This window comes from Halopiger goleimassiliensis (assembly GCF_000455345.1).
Classification (GTDB): domain Archaea; phylum Halobacteriota; class Halobacteria; order Halobacteriales; family Natrialbaceae; genus Halopiger_A; species Halopiger_A goleimassiliensis.
Genome location: NZ_HG315690.1, coordinates 2,462,179 through 2,481,476, shown reverse-complemented (window position 1 = coordinate 2,481,476; position 19,298 = coordinate 2,462,179). Strand labels below are relative to the sequence as shown.

Annotated in this window: 17 protein-coding genes; 10 read left to right on the top strand and 7 right to left on the bottom strand. The window is 66.6% G+C overall.

The features are described from left to right. The first annotated feature begins 63 nt into the window (after positions 1-63). A complete protein-coding gene (locus TX79_RS12145; RefSeq protein WP_230198574.1) occupies positions 64-432 on the top strand; it encodes a hypothetical protein in 369 nt (122 codons plus the stop codon). Positions 433-456: 24 nt separating this feature from the next. Here TX79_RS12145 and TX79_RS12140 read toward each other — a convergent pair whose 3' ends face one another. Beyond that, positions 457-1,569, bottom strand: coding sequence for an aminotransferase class V-fold PLP-dependent enzyme (locus TX79_RS12140; protein WP_049927703.1), 1,113 nt, complete (start codon positions 1,567-1,569; stop codon positions 457-459). 174 nt (positions 1,570-1,743) lie between these two features. Between TX79_RS12140 and TX79_RS12135 the strand changes: the two genes are divergently transcribed. Together TX79_RS12135 and TX79_RS12130 are read left to right on the top strand one after the other, a co-directional pair. Continuing rightward, the gene (locus TX79_RS12135) at positions 1,744-2,235 is read left to right on the top strand and encodes a chemotaxis protein CheD (protein ID WP_230198573.1); all 492 of its coding nucleotides are present in this window, start codon (positions 1,744-1,746) and stop codon (positions 2,233-2,235) included. A 234-nt stretch (positions 2,236-2,469) separates the two neighbouring features. Then, on the top strand, positions 2,470-2,874 hold the full coding sequence (locus TX79_RS12130; protein WP_154660513.1) for a hypothetical protein: 405 nt from the start codon (positions 2,470-2,472) through the stop codon (positions 2,872-2,874). Positions 2,875-2,927: 53 nt separating this feature from the next. Here the strand turns inward: TX79_RS12130 and TX79_RS12125 are convergent, their stop codons facing one another. After that, a complete protein-coding gene (locus TX79_RS12125; RefSeq protein WP_049927700.1) occupies positions 2,928-4,130 on the bottom strand; it encodes a chemotaxis protein CheC in 1,203 nt (400 codons plus the stop codon). Between the two features lie 342 nt (positions 4,131-4,472). On the opposite strand from TX79_RS12125, the gene TX79_RS19695 reads away from it, so the two are divergent. After that, positions 4,473-4,622, top strand: coding sequence for a DUF7557 family protein (locus TX79_RS19695; RefSeq protein ID WP_195892496.1), 150 nt, complete (start codon positions 4,473-4,475; stop codon positions 4,620-4,622). Positions 4,623-4,762: 140 nt separating this feature from the next. Here the strand turns inward: TX79_RS19695 and nrfD are convergent, their stop codons facing one another. Further along, positions 4,763-6,103 carry an NrfD/PsrC family molybdoenzyme membrane anchor subunit gene (nrfD, locus tag TX79_RS12120; RefSeq protein ID WP_049927699.1) on the bottom strand — a complete coding sequence of 447 codons (1,341 nt, stop codon included), beginning with the start codon at positions 6,101-6,103 and terminating at the stop codon, positions 4,763-4,765. A gap of 170 nt (positions 6,104-6,273) precedes the next feature. Then, on the bottom strand, positions 6,274-7,512 hold the full coding sequence (locus tag TX79_RS12115; RefSeq protein ID WP_049927698.1) for an NAD(P)/FAD-dependent oxidoreductase: 1,239 nt from the start codon (positions 7,510-7,512) through the stop codon (positions 6,274-6,276). A 276-nt stretch (positions 7,513-7,788) separates the two neighbouring features. Between TX79_RS12115 and TX79_RS12110 the strand changes: the two genes are divergently transcribed. Next, positions 7,789-8,367: a DUF6149 family protein gene (locus TX79_RS12110; RefSeq protein WP_049927697.1), complete on the top strand. Its 579-nt coding sequence runs from the start codon at positions 7,789-7,791 to the stop codon at positions 8,365-8,367. A 128-nt stretch (positions 8,368-8,495) separates the two neighbouring features. Further along, positions 8,496-9,764, top strand: a complete 1,269-nt coding sequence (locus TX79_RS12105) for an MFS transporter (RefSeq protein WP_049927696.1) — start codon at positions 8,496-8,498, stop codon at positions 9,762-9,764. 32 nt (positions 9,765-9,796) lie between these two features. Here the strand turns inward: TX79_RS12105 and TX79_RS12100 are convergent, their stop codons facing one another. Beyond that, the gene (locus TX79_RS12100) at positions 9,797-11,140 is read right to left on the bottom strand and encodes an ABC transporter substrate-binding protein (RefSeq protein ID WP_049927695.1); all 1,344 of its coding nucleotides are present in this window, start codon (positions 11,138-11,140) and stop codon (positions 9,797-9,799) included. Between the two features lie 199 nt (positions 11,141-11,339). Further along, positions 11,340-12,659, bottom strand: a complete 1,320-nt coding sequence (locus TX79_RS12095; RefSeq protein ID WP_049927694.1) for an ABC transporter substrate-binding protein — start codon at positions 12,657-12,659, stop codon at positions 11,340-11,342. A gap of 165 nt (positions 12,660-12,824) precedes the next feature. On the opposite strand from TX79_RS12095, the gene TX79_RS12090 reads away from it, so the two are divergent. From TX79_RS12090 to TX79_RS12080, 3 genes are all read left to right on the top strand, one after another. After that, entirely contained in the window at positions 12,825-16,061 is a 3,237-nt protein-coding gene (locus TX79_RS12090) for a methyl-accepting chemotaxis protein (RefSeq protein WP_049927693.1), read from the top strand. A gap of 99 nt (positions 16,062-16,160) precedes the next feature. Next, positions 16,161-17,042 (top strand): homoserine kinase, encoded by an 882-nt coding sequence (locus TX79_RS12085; protein WP_049927692.1) that lies wholly within the window; start codon positions 16,161-16,163, stop codon positions 17,040-17,042. Between the two features lie 36 nt (positions 17,043-17,078). Further along, on the top strand, positions 17,079-17,405 hold the full coding sequence (locus tag TX79_RS12080; RefSeq protein ID WP_049928378.1) for a hypothetical protein: 327 nt from the start codon (positions 17,079-17,081) through the stop codon (positions 17,403-17,405). Positions 17,406-17,462: 57 nt separating this feature from the next. Here the strand turns inward: TX79_RS12080 and pdxS are convergent, their stop codons facing one another. After that, positions 17,463-18,371 carry a pyridoxal 5'-phosphate synthase lyase subunit PdxS gene (gene pdxS, locus TX79_RS12075; RefSeq protein ID WP_049927691.1) on the bottom strand — a complete coding sequence of 303 codons (909 nt, stop codon included), beginning with the start codon at positions 18,369-18,371 and terminating at the stop codon, positions 17,463-17,465. A gap of 139 nt (positions 18,372-18,510) precedes the next feature. Between pdxS and TX79_RS12070 the strand changes: the two genes are divergently transcribed. Further along, positions 18,511-19,224: a DUF1405 domain-containing protein gene (locus TX79_RS12070; RefSeq protein ID WP_049927690.1), complete on the top strand. Its 714-nt coding sequence runs from the start codon at positions 18,511-18,513 to the stop codon at positions 19,222-19,224. Positions 19,225-19,298: the final 74 nt, after the last annotated feature.

Here is a 19,298-nt window from a genome sequence, read left to right as displayed (position 1 = left end):
GGGTCGTTCCCGCAACACGGGAACTCGGGGACGATTGATCCCGTCGGTTTCCAACCTCCGCGTATGAGCGATAGCGTGCGAATGGTAGACGGGAGTCGGACGGGTTCCGAAACCGATGTCGACGGCGAGACGGCGGTCGACGCCGACGACGATGCGGACGACCTCGTGCGGGTCTGGATGGTCGAGCGCACCTTCTCCGCGGACTCGCCGAACATCATGATGATCACCTACGCGACGACCGACGGCGCTCGCTACTACCAGCAGGAACGCGCCTACAACCGGTTCGGGGCGCGGGGTGCCCCGACCGTCACCGCGGCGGTCGACGTCGACGCCGATCGACTCGCGCCGGTCGCCGACGACGAGACCCGCGACCGGTACGCCAGGGAAGCCGAGCGGATGAAAGCGCGCCACGACCCCGACGAGAGCGTCTGACCGCCACTCCGGCGTCGAACGCGATTACAGCGCCTCGAGCAGCGCGTCCACGTCACCGTCGGTGTTGAACGCGTGGATCGACGCCCGGATGGCGTCGTATCCGGGGATCGACCTGACGACGATATCGTTCTCGGCCAGTCGCTCGACGGTTGCGTCGGGATCGTCCACGGCGATCGTCACGAGTCCCGATTCGAACGCGCGAGGACTGTAGAGCCGTTCGTCCTCGAGGCCAGCCTTCAGCCGATCGGTCAACGACTCGATGCGCGCTTCGATCCGCTCGAGACCGATTTCCTCGAGCAGGTCGATCGCCTCGACGAGTCCGGCGTGCGGTGCCGGGCTCGAGGTGCCGACCTCGAATCGGCGAGCGCCCGGCGCGTACTCGTAGTCGGCGACGTCCGGGTCGACGACGCTGCGGTAGCCGATCGCCGCCGGGGAGAGGTCGTGCTCGGTCGCGACGCCGTCCCGGACGTGGAGGAAGCCCGAACCGAACGGTGCGACGCACCACTTGTGGCCCGCTGCGGCGACGAAGTCGGCGTTCCAGTCGGTGACGTCGACCGGAGTCTGGCCGACCGACTGGACGGCGTCGACCAGGGCCAGCGCACCGGCGTCGTGGACGATCTCGACGATTTCGGACACCGGCAGCCGCGTCCCGTGGGTCCAGGTGAGCGAACTCACACAGAGCAGCGTCGCCTCGCTCGCAATCGCTTTCACGTCCTCGAGATCGAGTCGCCCGTCTTCGGTCTCGAGGACGCGCACGTCGACGCCGTACCTGCGCTCGAGTCGCTCCCAGGGGAGGACGCCCGCGGCGTGCTCGAGGTCCGTCCGGACGACGACGTCGTCCTCGTCCCAGTCGAACGCGCCCGCGACGCGGGTGATCCCGTCGGTCGTACTCTCGGTCAGGGCGATCTCGTCGGGCGCACCGCCGACGAGGTCCGCGACCGCCTCACGCGCCCGATCGTCGGCCTCGAAGGCCGCGGGGTACTGTCCCTCCCCGGTGGGAGCCACGTACTCGTGATCTTCGAGCGCGTCCGTGGCCGCCTCGACGACGGGTCGCGGACTCGGTCCGCCGGCACCCCAGTTGCAGTAGACGCCGTCCTCGAGGGCTGGAATCGCCTCGCGGAGCGTGCGCAGATCCATACCGTCCAGGTCGATCCGCCGGCTATTCGGTCTGGTGGAACCGGCGGGCGACGCCGCCGCTCGTCACCGAACCGAATGACCGATCGTCCCCGAACCGGCCGTCATCGGCCGGAACTACTACCACACGGAACCGACGATGTGCATCCGACAGTCGTCGTCCCCCGAGGTGGTCAGGTGGCACGCAGGAAATCCGGGGTGATCCCGGTCGGTGTGGCGGAGTACGCGGTCACGGACGAGGAGCGGCCGCTCCGGACGAGCGGCGTCGGGTCCTGTGGCGTCGTCGTCGTCCACGACGAGCGGGCGACCGTCAGCAGCCTGTTGCACTTCATGCTCCCGGAAGCGACGGGGCGGTCGGACCCCGAACCGGCCGCGAAGTTCGCCGACGTAGGCATCGAGGCGATGCTCGTCGAGTTCGAAGCCTGGGGCGGGAATCCGAACCGGGCCTGGGCGAAACTCGCCGGCGGGGCGACGATGCTCGAGTTCGACACGTTCGAGCGGCCGATCGGCGAGCGAAACGTCGAGGCCGCACGCACCGTCCTCGAGCGAGAGGGGATCCCCGTCGAGAGCGTCGACGTCGGCGGCGACGCCGGACGTATGGTGACGTTCGATCCGGTGACCGGCGACCTCGAGATCAAGACGGCAAACGGGATGCTCCGGACGGTGTGACTCCCGATTCGGCTACGGCCAACCTGATCTGGGCTGGTCAGGGAACCTATGGGGACCCGAGAACGGCCTGCTGTCCCACGGCGGACGCGTCGCCCTTCACAGCGTTGGCGGACGTCGATCCGTTCCGTCGGAGGGGAATTCAGAACGGTTTTCTATTCACTTTCAACTGGTTGATTTTCTTCACCAACTACTTCGAACACAACATTTAATTAGGATTGCTGTTTTGTGGCTGTCATGGGAACTGACACAACAACTGGGGGAGGTATTGCAAGTGGAGCGGCAACCGACACGGACCTCGGTCTCGAGGCCAAGATCATTCTGGGCGGGGCCGTCGGAACGATCGTCGGCGTGCTCTTGCCGTGGGTGTCGGTCATGGGGCTCGCGGCGACGCCGGGATACCAGTCACGGGTTGGTCAGCTCGTAGCCGTTATCGCAATCGTGGCCGGTGGTCTGGCGTATTATCGAGACTTCGATAAGATATCGATGCTCGTCACGGTCGCGGCCGGGGCTCTGACCTCGATCCTCGCCGTGCTTACGGTCGCAGATGGGCTCCAGTTCGCGGGGATCGGGATCTATGTCACGGTCGCTTCCGGCATCGCACTGATCGCAGGCGGTGCGAGCGGCTACCGAAAACTGTAACGAGGCACCACCTTTTCGGTCGCGGTTCGAACTGTTCGCGAGCGGCGCGTCCGTCAGAAGACCTCGTCGGGATCGGCCCGCGTCCGTTCGGCCCGCTCGACCAGGAGGTCGCCGAGCGCCGCCTCGAGTTCGCCCGGACGGGGCAACGCGAACAGCTGACACCGGATCGCCTCGGCGTCGGCGGTTTCGATGGTCGAATCCAGCAGGAAGGCGTGGCTCTCGGTTCGAGCGACGTCGGCGACCATCGGGCTGACGATAGAGGAGCCCATGTCGTCGACGAACTCGGGCGGCGAGTGTCTGATCGACGTCTCGAGGACGTTCGCCCAGCCGTCGAGGAAGCCGCTGACGATCACGTTACAGAGTTCCTCGAGCGCCTCGCGCTGGGTCGGCCCCCACTCCCCGTCGTCGTCGAACGCGACCGGGCCGAGGGCCTCGACGCTCGTCCGCGCCGACGGGGGATCGAACAGTACCGCCAGATAGCCACTCGGCGTGCCGGCGTAGGTGACGACCGCGCCGACGCGTCGGTCGTCCCCCACCTGGTGGGGGATGTCCGTGATCGGCGTAAAGGTCAGCCGGTTGACTTCGACGTCGGCCGCGAGGCCGGTCATCGTTCCGATGTTCTCGGCGGCCCGGGCCGCGCCGCGTTCGGTCATCTCGGTGAACACCCGGAGTTTCTCGACGGAGACGCCGCCGTCGGTGCCGCGCTCGAGCAGGCCCTCGAGAGCGTCGACGTTCGGGAGCAACAGGATGCGGAACGCGACGTCGGCGTCGACGAGGTGGACGCGACTCCGAAAGACCAGCACTGTCTCCTCGTCGGCGACCGTTCCGTCCGGCAGGACGTCGACGCCGGTCCCCTCGACGTAGGTCGGGGGCGAAGTCTCGACCTTCGTCTCGAGGTGATCGGCCCAGCCGCTGACGAAGCCGTTGACGACGATGTTGCCGACCTCGACGACGGCGCTTTCGGCCCGGTCGGGATCGTCCCCGTCGACCAGTTGGTTCGTGATCGCGTTTCGCGCTCGCTCGTCGAACGCGAGCACCGTTTCGCCGGCCAGCGGGTCGCTCAGCGAGACGCGCACGCCGCCGAACTCGCCGTCACCGAACGCGCTCCGTAGGTCCGAGGGCGACTGTATCGAGACGCCGGTCACCTCGACGTGGGTCTCGCTCCCCGTCAGTTCCGAGAGCGCGTCCGCCGCCGACTGGCTTCCCTCCCGGGCGAGGTCGTTGTACGTCTCGAGGGACTGGATGTCGATCTCCATCGCGTCACCCCTCGGGAGTCCCGGGTTCGACTCCGGACATGGTTCTGTGCTAGGACGGTCCCGTAATCTATCTTTGGGTGCCCGTTCTCGAGCGGTGACACGAGCAGGTTCGACGGGCGCTGCCGTCGGGACCGGATCGCGGTCTCTCGCGGCGTGAAGCTTTTCGCCGAACGGAGCGTACTCACCCGTGGAGCCACGGACCCTGTCACACGCTCCATGGCTCCGTTTTCCCCGCTACGTACGTCCGCTCGCTCGAGGGCCGTCTCTCGCTCGTCCTGTCCCCGGAGGCTGCGACCCGGGGGTATTTGACCAGTGGGATCGACGTTCCGGTAGGGGTTGGTCATGACACACACGCTCGAACTCAGCGAGGAGCTCGTGGAGCGAATCGACAGTCACCGCGACGAAGAGCAGTCGCGCGAGGAGTTCGTCGAGGAACTCGTCTCGATCTACGAGACCGAGGGTGCGTTCCTCCAGGAGGGGTACTCCGAGTAGCCGCGACGGGGCTCGCGTACTCGTTCCTGGGCAATGGAAAGACGTCCCCGTAGACGGCAGGTTCGGCCGGGCTGGCGATCGCCGAGACGATCGATCGCCTGCGGGCTGGTATCGTCGAGCGAACGGCGAGACGGGGGCTGTCAGTCGTGGGTCGCCGGTTCCTCGTGGGTGTGGTCCTCCCGGAGGTGTTCGATCGCGTGGAGTTCGACGACCGGGAACACCTTCGCGACGGTGAGGAAGAACAGTACCACCAGCCCGATGGTACCGAGAATGGACGAAATTTCGATGAGGCTCGGGACGTACTCGCCGGGCGTCGCGCGGTAGATTTCGAACGAGGGGTGCAGAAAGCCCTCGATGACGAACAGCACCTTCTCGGTCAGCGTCGCCAGCAACACGGCGACGCCACAGACGACGGCTCGTCCCTTGGTGAACAGCGACGGCCGGATCGTCTGGGCGAAGATGAACGCGAGGACGGTCGCGACCATCGCCATCGCGACGCCGTACAGTGGCTCCTCGAGGGTGGCGTGCCAGGCGGCGTCGAGGTCGACGGGCGGCTTGAACGTCCCGGTGGTGACCTGCTGGAGCTGGAGCCAGAGGAAGAGCAGACAGAAGAAGCCGAGCCAGAGCAACAGGCCGCGGAAGACGTCGTCCGTGATGATGTGCTCCCAGTCGTAGGCGCGCCGGAAGGCAAACGACAGCAGGATGACGCCGCTGATCGCCGACGTGAGCGCGATCGTCAGGAACTGCGGCCCCTGGACGCCGCCGAACCAGCGCGGGTAGGTCGGCAGGACGGCGAACAACCAGGGAATGACGCCGCCGTGGAGCAACAGCGGGGCCATGATGATGATCGCCAGCGCGAGCCACCAGACCATCCGCTGGACGATCTCGTCCTCCCGCTCGCTGTAGCCGATCGTCAGCATGCTGTAGACCGGGCCGAAGTGGCCGGGCAGGTCGTCACGGAGCCGGGAAACGTCGTAGCGAAGCGTCAGCGCGAGGTAGGTCGCCGTCAGCACGAAGTAGGCCGTGATGACCGTCACGTCCCACACCAGCGGCGAGTTGTGGACCGTGATGTGGTAGTGACCGATGACGCTGGTGACCATCCGGTCGGGCCGGCCCATGTGGACGATGATGTAGAAGCCGGCCGCGGAGAGGCCGGCGATCGTCAGCAGTTCGGCCAGCCGTGCGACCGGCATGTACCGGTCCATCCCCAGCAGGCGAACCGCGGCGGAGAGGATGATCCCGCCGTGGGCGATGCCGACCCACCAGATGAACGCGCCGATGTACACCCCCCAGGTGACGCCGCCGCCGGTCCCCCAGTCGGAGAGGCCAGTCACGGCCATCCCCTCGGCGAGTTGGTAGAACCAGCCGACCAGGAACACCCCCAGTGCCAGGGCGGCGATAGCGAACACCACGTAATACGTCTTTGACGTCTTGCGTATCGGCCGAAGGATGTCGGCCTCGCTTGGCGTTTTGGTACTCATTCCCGAAGCGCCCGAAACGTACCCTGGCCACCCACCTCGTTTGATAGCCTGTCATCGCAAGCAGCCCTGTCTGGGACGGACCGTCCGGTCGCAGGGACGGATCAGTTGAGGGCGAAAGACTGCCTATCGGGGACGGAACCCGAACTGCGACGTCGAAAACGAGGGGGTCGTTACTGCTCCTGAGCGGGTGCGAGTTCGTCGAGGTCGACCGACTGCTCCAGGAGGACCTCGGCCTGGTCGGCGACGACCCGCTGTTCGCGCATCAGTTGCTTGAACTTGCTCTGGGGCGAGAGGTCGCCGATGAGGACGCCGCCGACGATCTTGCCGTCCTTGAAGGCGATGCGTCGCCACTCGGTGTCGCTGTACTTGCGCTCGACGTGTTCGTCGCCCAGCGTCGGGTGGCCAAAGGAGAGGAACGGGAAGTCGAAGTGCGTGATGGAGTAGGAGGAGACCCACTCGAACTCCTCTTCTTCGGCGTCGGCGGCCATGTTGACCGCGGCGACCCGACCCTGTTCCTTGGCCGAGCCCCAGGAGCCGTTCTGGGCCTGCTCGCCCAGCAGGACGTCGTAGAACCTCGTGATGTCGCCGGCCGCGTAGACGTCCTCGAGGTTGGTCTGCATGTACTCGTCGACGACGATGCCGTTGTCCCGTTCGATCCCGCTCCCGCGGAGGAATTCGGTGTTGAACGTCAGGCCGATGGCGACGCCGGCCCAGTCACACTCGAAGCGCTCGCCGTTCGGGTCGACGGCGGCTTCGACGTGACCGTCGTCGTCGACCTCGAAGCGGTCGACGCCGCTGTCGAAGACGGGTTCGACGCCCTTCTCGCGCATTCCCTCGTGCATGATCTCCGCGCCGTCGGCGGAGAGGGCGTAGCGCCACCAGCGGTCGCCGCGCATCAGGTACTTGCCCTCGATGCCCTGCGCGCCACAGACCGCGGCGAAGTCGATGCCGAGCAGGCCGGCACCGACGATGACCGCCTGCTCGGAGTTCTCGGCCGCCTCGCGGATCCGGCGGGCGTCCTGGAACGTCCAGAAGTGGTGGATGCCATCGGCGTCGCTGTTCTCGACGGGCAGTTGCGTCGGCGTCCCGCCGGTGGCGATCAGCAGTTTGTCGTACTCGTGGTCCTCGCCCTCGTGGGTACGGACGGTCTTCGCGTCGGTATCGACGGAGGTGACGTGGGTGTTCAGCGAGAGGTCGATGTCGCGTTCGTCGTACCACTCCTCGTCGTGGATCGAGATGGGGGCCTCGGGGAGTTTGCCTTTCGCGTGTTCCTTGATGAGAATGCGATTGTACAGTGGCTCTCCCTCATCGGTGATGACGGTAATATCCGCGTCCGGGTCCTCTTCCCGGAGCGTCTCGGCAGCCGAACTGCCGGAAATACCGTCCCCGATGATAACGTACTGAGTCATGATCGGATGGTTCGTAATGCGGGTTAAAGTGGGTTGCTATCTCGTCGCTTTTGCCTCGACGGCCGAACCGACGTTACAGTCGTCGCAAATTCCGGCGTCCAAGTTACCATCGTTTTCGAAACGGCCCGGTTCCGATATCGATTTTCGGATTGCAACGTTTGCCTCCGTCTTCGACGCCCACGGAAGCCGACGTCGACCCTACGTACTGCCGTCGCTCCCGTTTCGAGGTCCCGTATCGTCCGTACGTTCTTTACCACACCCGCCCTACGATGGGGTATGAAACTCCGTCAGAACGCGCGCCACTTCGCGTCCCGCAAGGCTCTCGAGACGCCAGGCGTCCGCTCGGTCGCCAAGTCGGGGCTCGTCCGACTCCACACGCGGGTGTTCCTCGGCAAGGCCGATCCGGACCACGCCGACGAGCGCGAGGCCCACCTCGACGCCCTGTTCGACGCGACCGTCGACGCCTACCTCCGGGCCCTCCAGGACGGCTACAGCGAGGCCGAGGCCCGCGAGATCACCCACATCCAGGCCAACTTCGACTTCTACAACCACGGCTGGACCGAGATGATGGAGTTCCCGACCGACGAACTCGAGGCCCACTACGATCGCTACCGCGAGTTCTTCGAGACGTGGGACGTGACGATCGACGACCCCCTCGGGCAGTTCGCGCCGCCGGAGGGCCTGCCCGAGGCCCCCTCGACCCCCGAGAACCTCGAGGATCCCGAACATCCCCACGCGGAGGGCGGGTTCGCCGACGACGTCTACGTCGAAACCGAGGACGGCGACCTCGTCGTCGGGGGGCAGGAGGAACCGGCCGACGTGGACGCCGACGAGGCCGTCGGCGTGGACGAGTGAACCGACCCCGAGGCTGGTCGCCGACGACGTGACCCACCGTCTGTCGCGCCGTCCGGGACGGGCAGCGGCAGACGCGGCCCGCTTCCAAGCGGCTAAGTAGGCCCAGCGGTGCGGATTCAACACCGAGTATGGAGGGAAACGATCGAGCGATCGCGGGCTTTACGATGGCGGGGCACGCGCTGGTCCACTGGTTCGAGACGTCGATTCCGATCTTTCTGGTGGTCTGGCTCGCCGAGTTCGACGAGATCGGCGTCGCGCTGATGGGCCTCGTCGTCGCGCTGGGCTACGCGCCCTTCGGTCTCGGGGCGCTCCCGGCCGGCATCCTCGCGGATCGGTACGGACCCAAACGGCTCGTGCTCGTCTGTCTCGGGGGGATGAGCGCGGCCTTTCTCGTCATCGCGGCCAGCCCGTCGATCTACGGCATCGCGCTCGGCCTGGTGCTGTGGGGCGTCGCCGCGAGCATCTACCACCCCGCGGGTCTGGCGCTGATCAGTACGGGCGTCGAGGAACGCGGCACCGTCTTCGCCTGGCACGGCATCGCCGGGAACGTCGGTATCGCGCTCGGTCCCTTCGTCGCCGCGACGCTGTTGATCGGCCTCGAGTGGCAGTTCGTCGCCGCGATTCTCGCGATACCGGGGGTGATCGCGCTGGCGTACGGTCTCAGTGCGGAGTTCGATCCGACTGCGGCGGTCGAGAACGACGTCGACGCCGCCCCCGCCGAGTCGCTGTCGCTGTCCGAACTCGTCTCGAACTCCAGGGCGTTGTTCGCCAGCGCGTTCGCCATCGTTTTCGTCATCGTCACCTTCGAGGGCCTCTACTACCGCGGGATGCTCACGTACCTCCCCGAAATCCTCCACGGGCTGCCCGCGATGGACGCGCTCGCGCTGCCGGCAGGCCTCGAGGGGATCGAACCCGCCGACTACATCTACGTCGGCCTGCTCGTCGTCGGGATGGCCGGCCAGTACGCCGGCGGGAAACTGACCGACCGGCTCGAACCGGCACGCGGCCTCGCGGCGCTGTTTGCGGTCCTCGCGGCCCTCGCGGTCGCGTTCGTCCCCGTCACGGGGATGGGCCTCGCGTCGGTCGTCGCCCTCTGTGGCGTCTTCGGCTTCTTCCTCTTTGCCATCCAGCCGTTCTACCAGGACGCCGTCGCCGTCTACACGCCGGCGGATACGCGCGGGCTCTCCTACGGCTACACCTATCTCGGCGAGTTCGGGTTCGGTGCGGCGAGCATCGCCATCGGTGGCTTCGTCCTGGGCGGGTTCTCGACCGGGGCCTTCTTCCTGGTCGTCGCGGGGTTCGCCGTCGCCGGCGCGCTCCTGTCGGCGGCGCTGGTCGTCGGCCTGGATCGGTTCGTCGGTGAGAATCGGGCGCTCGAGACGGGAGCCGACGACTGATCGGTCGTCGGACGACGACCCGTCGATGGGGCTCAGACCCAGTGTGGGTGGACGTAGTCGGACGTGGCGTGTTTCTCGGGCCAGATCACTTCCTGGACGCCCTCGCCGTCGCGCTCCTGCCACTGGAAGAACAGCGTCTCCGACTTCCTGTACTCGAGGTCGTGGGGATAGTCGTGGTCGCGGTCGTAGAACTCGATCGTCCCCGTCGCGCCGTCGAACGACATCGTCTCGAGGGCCGGAACGAGGTCGTCCGCGTCGAGCGACCCCTCCTGTTCGACGGCCTCGGCGTACATGAGGATCGCTTCGTAGGTGTGATAGCCGGTGTAGATGGGCGTGCTGCCGAACGCGTCCTCGTAGTCGCTGACGAACTGTTGGGTGAGAGCGCCGACGTCGCTGGTCGCCGTCGCACTGACGTTGCTGAACCCGTATCGACACGCGCCCCCGGTCCGTTCCCAGTACGTCGGCAGTTGCATCGGGACGTGCGTGCCGCCGAACGCGAACCCGTAGGGCTCCGGGTCGGGGTCGGGACGGTTCGGATAGGACCAGTCCAGCAACGCTTCGGTGCCGGTGTGTGCCGTTCCCACGAGTGCGGCGTCGGCACCGGCCTCGGCTACTCGGTCGTACAGACCCTCGAAGTCGTCGATCGCCGGCGGATACCGCTCCTCGAGGACGACGTCGACGCTCGTCCACGGGAACTGTTCGTGGTAGACCTGCCACGGTCCGTCCGCCCAGGGGTAGTCCTCGACGAGGACGGCGATCGTATCCCAGCCGATTTCCGGCCCCATCTCGTTGACGAAATCGACGACGCTGAGACCGAGGTCGTACTCGTTGGTCGGCCCCACCCGGAAGTGGTACTTGTACCGATCGTACTCCTCCCGGACCAGTTCGCTCGCCCTGGCGGTCGCCGCCCCCGTCGTCAGGTGGAGCGTCTCCTGCTCCGCGATGTCGTCCATGAGATACTCGAGCGACGGACTGTCGAAAACGCCGACCGTCACGTCCGCCCCCTCCTCGAGGATCAGGCGGTGGTACTCCCGGCGCGCCTCGAGCGGGTTCGCGGCGGTGTCCCCGACGACCAACTCGACGTCGTGGCCGTCGATGCCTCCCCGGTTACGGAGTTCGTCGACGGCGACGCTGGCCGCCTGCGCCATGGAGCGGCCGATGAAGTCGCCGTCCGGATCCGGCGCGAGTACCCCGATCGTCACCGGTTCCTCGCTTCCGTCGGTCGAACCGACGACGATGTCCCCCAAATCCCGGTCGCCCAGACAGCCCGCAAGCGACGCCGTGCCGATCCCTGCTGCCGTCGTCAGAAGCCGTCGGCGACCGTTCGTCGCTCGCTTGCCCGCAGCATCCCCTCTACCCCGAGGAAATTCTCCCATATTATCATTCACTTAATTACGTATCTTAACCTTTGTGGCGCTCGGAGGTGGCGATCGGCACTCACCGATCGACACGGTACCGACGTGCTGTCGCTGCCGTTCAGCGGATTCGACACGGTGACTGCGTGCTGACGCCCGACGAACGGTTGCCGTAAAAAGACCGGAAGAGAAGCGGTGCTGAGCGAGCGAACCGCGCCGTCTAGAACCAGTCGGGTTCGACGTAGTCGGACGTGGCGTGTTCCTCGGGCCAGATGACCTCCTGTGTGCCCTCGCCGTTTTGTTCTTGCCACTGGAAGTACAGCGTTTCACCGGTCTCGTACACCAGATCGTGCGGGTACTCGTGATCGCGACCGTAGAACTCGATCGTGCCGGCGCTGCCGTCGAACCCTTCGATCTCCTCGAGGGCTTCGACGATCTCACCGGACTCGAGGCTGCCGGCCTGTTCGACGGCTTCGGCGAACAGCGAGACGGCGTCGTACGCGAAATAGCCGGTATAGACGGGCATGGAGACGCCGTATCGCTCCTCGTAGGCCGATTCGAACCGCGGCGTTTCCTCGGTGAGTTCGGCCCCCATCGGCGCACTACTTTGGCCGATGCCGAACTCGCAGGCACCGCCGAGTGCGTCGTAATAGTTGGGGTACTGCATCGGAACGTGAATGCCGCCGAACTCGAACGGCCGTTCGTCGGCCTGCCAGTCGAGCACGGCCGCGTTTCCGGTGTGTGCCGTCGAGATGAAGACCGCGTCGGCACCGGCGGCTTCGACCTCGTCGTAGAGGTCGGTGAAGTCGTCGATCGCCGGCGCGTACCGTCGATCCATCACGATCTCGACGGGGAGTTCGTCCCGACGGGTCTGGAATGTGTCCCAGGCCCCTTGCGACCAGCTATAATCCTCCGCGAGCAGGGCGATCGACTCCCAGCCCATGTCCGGAGCCATGTCGTTGAGGAAGTCGATCTGTGCCTGTCCGAGGTCGTACTCGTTGATCGGGCCGGCCCGGAAGTGGTACTTGTAGTCCTCGTACTCGTCTCGAACGAGGTCGGTTGGGGCCGTCGTCGCCGCGCCGGCCGTAATGTGGACCGTCTCCTGCTCGGCGATGTCGTCGATGAGGTGTTCGAGGACCTCGCTCGTCGAGATTCCGACGGTGACGTCGACTTCTTCGTCGAGGACGAGTCGGTGGTACTCCCGGCGCGCCTCAAGGGGGTCGCCGGCGGTGTTCCCGACGACGAGTTCGACGTCCGTCCCGTCGATGCCGTCGTTCTCGTTGAGCAGTTCGACGGCAACACGTGCCGAGCGTTCGATCGCCCGTCCGCTGACGTCCTTCTCCGGATTCGGGGCGAGAACGCCGACTGTGACAGTCTCGTCCGCTTCGGGAGTTCCGCCGAAAACGTCGACCGTGTCCAGACAGCCAGCCAGGGCGACCGTCGCCGTTCCCGCCGACGCCTGCAGCATGCGCCGTCGCGTCGATCCGTCCCGCTCGTTCCGACCGTCGTCGTCGGGGTCCGCCCGCGCACTGTTGGTCATGTCATTCTGGAATACCCATCCAGCTCTTTTAATATTTCGGGATGAACTACTGTACTCGCTCCTACAGAACCGTGCAATATGCGTCCCTGAATCCGGATCGAATTATCAGGGGCGATAATTGGGGATTACAATTTATGTGCCACCAAGGGCACCCGTCCGATATCCATGGATATTGCTCGACGGTTGGTACCGGCAGCCATTCGACGCAGGTATGCGGTCAAATTCGGGATCGTTCTCCTGATTCTCGGGCTGTCGGTCGGGCTGATCGGATTCGTCGCGACTGCTGGGATCACTGCGGAGGTCGAGGACCGTGTCGAGACGGACCAGACCTCATTCGCCAGTCAGGAAGCCCAGGGTCTGCAGATGTGGAACGAACAGAACGAGCGTATGATAACCAACATCGCGTACTCGGACGTCGTCACCCGCGACGATCCCGCGGCGATCGAGGAGCGGTTCCTCGAGTGGGACGAACACATCGCCGACGACGGCTTCGCGATCAGTTACGTCGACACGGCGGCGGGAACGGTGCTCGCGAGTACCGACGACTCGCTCCGACAGGCGTCGGTCGACGACCTCCAGGCCGTCGACGACGACTCGTTCGCCGAAGCGACGACCCAGATCCCCTGGGTCTCGGAGCCGTACGTCGCCGAGGGCGAACTCGGTGAGGAGTCCGCGGTCATCACGTACGTCCTGTCGGTTCCCGACGCCGAGGATCGCGCGGTCATCTACACGGCCGAACTCGAGGCCTACGGCAACCGACTCGAAGACGCCGAGGGCGTTCGGTCGATCGTCGTCGACGGCGATAACGAGATCATCCTCGACAACGCCGGCTACGGCGCGGACATCGAGGGTCTCGATTCGTACGAGATGCTCGGCGAATCCTACGACGACACCGCGATTACGGACGACGCCCGGACCAAGGGGCCGACGACCCGACAGGTGGATGCGGGGACGGCGTCCGTCCTCGACGCGTACGACTTCCCCGACGAAGATTACGTCGTCAGCGCGGCACGCGTCCACGGCACCGACTGGGTGATCGTCACCCACGAACCGGCGACTCAGGCCTACGGGTTCGTCCAGACCGTCAACGACTGGGGGACGTACGCGACTGCCGGCGGCGTGCTCCTGATCGGCCTGATCGGTGCGGTACTGGGACGCAACACCGCCGTCTCGATCGACCGGCTGACCCGCAAGGCCGGCGAGATGGAAGAGGGCAACCTCGACGTCGACCTCGAGACGAAACGGATCGACAACATCGGCCGGCTCTACGAGGGCTTCGACTCGATGCGCGTCGCCTTGCGCGAACAGATCGAGGAGGCCGAACAGGCCCGCCAGGAGGCCGAACAGGAACGCGAACGCACCCAACAGATCAACGACCACCTCGAGCACAAGGCCGACGAGTACAGCGAGGTGATGGAGGCCGCCGCGGAAGGTGACCTCACGGCGCGGATGGACGCAGAGAGCGAGAACGAGGCGATGGAAGCGATCGCCGAGGACTTCAACGAGATGCTCGAGGAGATCGAGACCACCGTCGCCGAACTGAGCCAGTTCGCGACCGACGTCGCGACCGCCTCCGAGCAGGTGACGGCCTCGAGCGAGGAGGTCCAGTCGGCCTCCGAGCAGGTGACCGAGTCGATCCAGGAGATTTCCGACGGGGCAGAACGACAGAACGAGTCGCTCCAGTCGGTCAACCAGGAGATGAGCGGCCTCTCGACGACCACCGAGGAGATCGCCGCTTCCTCGAACGAGGTCGCCGACATCGCCGAACGGACCGTCGAAACCGGCAAGGAAGGACAGGCGGCCGCCCGGGCAGCCATCGAGGCGATGGACGCGGTCGAATCGGAGGCCGAAGACGCGGTCGCCGAGATGCGCCGCCTCGAAGAGGAGGTCCAGCAGATCGACGAACTGATCAACTCGATCTCCGAGATCGCCCGCCAGACCAACATGCTGGCGCTCAACGCCAACATCGAGGCCTCCCGCTCGGCCAGCGGCGAGGACGAAGAAGGGTTCGCCGTCGTCGCCCAGGAGGTCAAGGCCCTCTCCGAGGACGTCGCCGACGCCGCGGACGAGGCCGAACAGCGACTCGAGGCGATCCGCGAGCGGACCGAACAGTCGACCGCCGAGGTCGAAGGCACGAGCGAGGACGTCGAGGACGCCGGCGACCGCGTCCAGGAGGCCGTCGAGGCCCTCGAAGAGATCGCCGACCTCGCCCGCGAGACGAACGTGGGCGTCCAGGAGATCTCCGCGGCGACCGAAGAGCAGGCGGCCTCGACCCAGGAGGTCGTCGCCATGGTCGACGAGGCGGCGACGGTGTCCGAACAGACGACCTCGGAGGCCCAGAACGTCGCCGCCGCCGCGGAGGAACAGACGACCGCCCTGACGGAAGTGACGAAGGCGGCGTCGAACCTCTCTTCGCAGTCCACGCAGCTCTCGACGGCGCTGGACCGCTTCGAGACCGACGTCGAGGACCGACGCGGTCGACTCGTCGAGCCGGAAGATGGCGACGACGATGCCGACGACTCCGGTGGCGACGGCATCACGCTCGAGTCCGACGACGCGATCGAGGCGTCCGCCCCAGGGGACGAGGAGTCGACGGCCGACGAAATCGACGCCGACGAAATCCTCGGCTTCGACGAGGACGACGACGCCGATTCGTCGGACGAGGTCGACGACGGCGAGGCATCCGCGGACGAGACCGCTGGGGCACCCGCGACGGACGACGCGATCGAAGCGCCCGCGCCGGAGAACGACGCGGCTGGGACCGACGCGTCGTCCGACGCCGACGTGGAGGCGTCCGCTACCGACGACGTCGGCGCGATCGATCTCGAATCGGAGTCGACCGACGACGTCGAGGACGGCGACACGGACGACCCGATCGCACGTTCGGACGCGAACGATGAGGAGCAGACGCTCGATGGGGCGGATGCGTCGGCGGCGGAGCCGGCCCAGTCGACGGCCGACGATTCCAGCGATCCGCTCGCCGAGAACGCGATCGAACTCGAGCCGACGACGGAGGAAGGCACGGCCGAGTCCGACGAGTCGGAGACGACAGACGACGAGGCGGCCGACGCGGACGACGAGGCAACTGACGGCGACGACCTGATCGAGGCGGCCGAGGGTTCAGTCGCGGACGAGGAACCCGAGACCGACGACGGTGCGGCGGACCCGCTCGCACCGGTCGACGACGAGACGGACGAAGGCGACGACGGGGCCGATCCCCTCGCACCCGCCGACGCGGACGATACCGACGACGGGAGCCAGGACGCGGACGACGATGCGGACGCAGAAGCGACGGCGTCGACCGACGCGGACGACGCACCCGAGGAGACGGACGCCGACGAAGCCGACTCGTCGACCACGGACGACGTCTTCACGTTCGGCGAAACCGACGACGACGAGTAACCTCGGCACGAGCCGATTCGCGGTCGCCGACTCGGCGCTCGAGGCGGGTCGCTGCCGTCGGTCGCTACCTTTTTGCGTACACTGTGGCAAGCACTCCCCATGCTCACCGTTCGGGCCCCGGCGACGAGCGCGAACCTCGGGAGCGGCTTCGACGTCTTCGGGGTCGCACTCGAGACGCCCGCGGACGTCGTTCGGGTCGAACGCGCGCCCGAGACGACGATCTCCGTCACCGGAACCGGGAGCCAGTACATCCCGGAGGACCCCGAAAAGAACACCGTCGGTGCGGTTGCCGACGCGCTCGACGCCCCCGCGCGGATCAGCATCGACAAAGGCGTTCGTCCCTCGTCGGGGCTGGGATCGTCGGCCGCGAGCGCGGCCGCGGCTGCCCTGGCGTTGAACGAACTGTACGACCGTGGCCTCTCGCGCGAGGAACTCGTACCGATCGCCGCCGAAGGCGAAGCGCTCGTCTCGGGCGAAGCCCACGCGGACAACGTCGCGCCGTCCCTGCTTGGCGGGTTCACCGTCGCGACTGCCGACGGCGTGACGCAGGTCGACGCCTCGATTCCGCTCGTGGTCTGTCTCCCGGAGACGACCGTCTCGACGCGCGACGCTCGCGACGTCGTCCCCGAGCGCGCCGCGCTGTCGGACGTCGTCGACACCGTCGGCAGCGCGGCCACGCTCACCGTCGGGATGACCAGAGACGATCCGGTGCTCGTCGGCCGCGGGATGGAAGACGAGATCGTCACCCCGGAACGGGCCGCGCTCATCGAGGGCTACGAGGCCGTCCGCGAGTCCGCCCTCGAGGCCGGCGCGACCGGCGTCACCGTCAGCGGTGCCGGTCCGGGCGTGCTCGCGGTCTGTCGGCGCTCGAGTCGCCGCGCGGTCGCGTCGGCGATGATCGACGCCTTCGACGCGGCCGGCGTCGACAGTCGGGCCTACCAGACCGCGGTGGGAGACGGGGCACGGTTGTATCGCGACTGAGGGCGGTCAACGGACGCTATGCCCGTGGAATCGACGATGGTTTCACGAACCGACGCTGCGCTCGCAACCGTCGTTCTCGCCGCCGTCGTCATCGCGGTCGCCGCCGTCGACGCGTCGATCCGGTGGCCGGCCGCCGCGGTCGGCGGTCTCGGGACGATCGCGTTCGAACTCGCCGCGACTCGAGCCCACGGGACCGTTCGCTTCTACTGGGAGCGGCCGGTCGTACAGGGTGCTAGCGTGGTCCTCGCGCTCGTCGGCGTCGCTGCCGGGGCGGTGATCGCTCCCTCGAGCGTCCTCTCGTTCGCGCTCGGGTCGCTCGTGACGTATCTCGCGTATCTGGTCGGAACGGTGGCCGTTCAGTAACAGAGCCGTCGGCTTCCGGTATCATCGCCGTTCGACGGCGAACGTAGTGGTTCCGCTTTAGACGCCCCGACCCTGCAACTTCTCTTCGTCAGGGAGGTCGACGTTCGCGTCGCCTTTCATCCCCTTGCCGAGGTTCTTCGAAATCTCGGCGAGTGCCTCGGGGTCGTCCCAGTTGTTGACGGCCTCGACGATGGCTTCGGCCATCGCGGGCGGGTTCTCCGCGCCGAAGATGCCGCTGCCGACGAAGATGCCGTCACACTCGTGGTGCATCATCAGCGCGGCGTCGGCGGGCGTCGCGATGCCGCCGGCCGCGAAGTTGACGACCGGCAGGCGACCGAGTTCGGCAGTTTCGTGGACCAACTCGGCGGGCGCTTCGATCTCGCGGGCGTAGGCCTCCCGTTCCTCGTGGGTCATCCCTTCGATCTTCCGGATCGCGCTCTTGATGTTGCGCTGGTGGTGGACCGCCTGGTTGACGTCGCCCGTTCCCGCTTCGCCCTTCGTGCGGATCATCGCCGCACCCTCGTCGATGCGCCGGAGGGCCTCGCCGAGGTTGCGCGCACCGCAGACGAACGGTGCGGTAAAGTCGCGCTTGTCGATGTGGTAGGCGTCGTCGGCCGGGGTGAGTACCTCCGACTCGTCGATCATGTCGACGCCGACGGCCTCGAGGATCTGGGCTTCCTTGGTGTGGCCGATGCGGGCCTTCCCCATCACCGGAATCGAGACGGCGTCGACGATCTCCTCGACGTCCGCCGGGTCGGCCATCCGGGCGACGCCGCCGCGTTTGCGGATGTCCGCGGGGACGGCCTCGAGCGCCATTACGGCCACCGCACCGGCCTCCTCGGCGATGCGGGCCTGTTCGGGATCGACGACGTCCATGATGACGCCGCCTTTCTGCATTCGGGCGAACCCACGCTTGACGAGGTCGGTTCCCCGCCGAAGCTCCTCGAGATCGGTGCTCTCTGGCATGAGTGGGCGTTCGAACCGCCTCCACTTACAGGTGTCCTTTGACCACCTGTCGGTCCGGTAGCCGACCCGACGACGGCAGTCCCCGACCTCTCGACCGAGACCACTATCGTTTTGCACGTACCGTCCGTGAGGCCGAACGATGCTTTCGTCGACCGGGCTGCCCGACCGCGATCCGTTGCCGCGATATCTCGCCCCCGTCCCGAAGACGATCGAGGACCTCGGACTCCGGTTCGCGTGGCTCGTGGTCGCGATCAACCTCGCGGGGACGGCCTTTGGCTTCTGGTACTACTCGGGCCAGTTCGCCGGGACGCCGACCGCCATGTGGCCGTGGGTGCCGGACAGCCCGATGGCGACGCTGCTGATCGCGCTGGCGATCGCCGCGTGGAAACTCGGTCGCGAGCAGCCCTGGCTGACGGCGCTTGCGTTCTTCGGGAACGTCATTCTGGGGCTGTGGACGCCGTACACGCTGCTGGTCTTCCACGAGACCTATACCGCGCAGACCCATCCGCTGATGTACCAGTTCCTCTTCTGGAGCCACCTCGCGATGGTCGTCCAGGCGCTGGTGCTCCACCGGATCACCGACTTCTCCGTCGGGGGCGTCGCGGTCGCGCTCGTGTGGTACGCCAGCAACCTCGTCGTCGACTACTTCGTACCGATCCTCGGCGAGCTACACCACACGTCCGTCCCGGTGTCGCGTGACACGCCTCTGTTTCTCGGCGCTGACGCGCTCGGGGTCATCGCCGCCGGTGAGGTGACGTTCACGCTGCTCGCGCTCTTTTTCGCACTCGCCATCCACGCGAAGAAGCTCGCACTTCGGGTCGACGACGGAACGACGCCGGACCAGGGGTCGTAACCCGCCCGGCATCGTTCGACAGCGACTGACGGAAACGACGCTGAAAGCTACGTCAGCCGTCGACACGGTCTCGA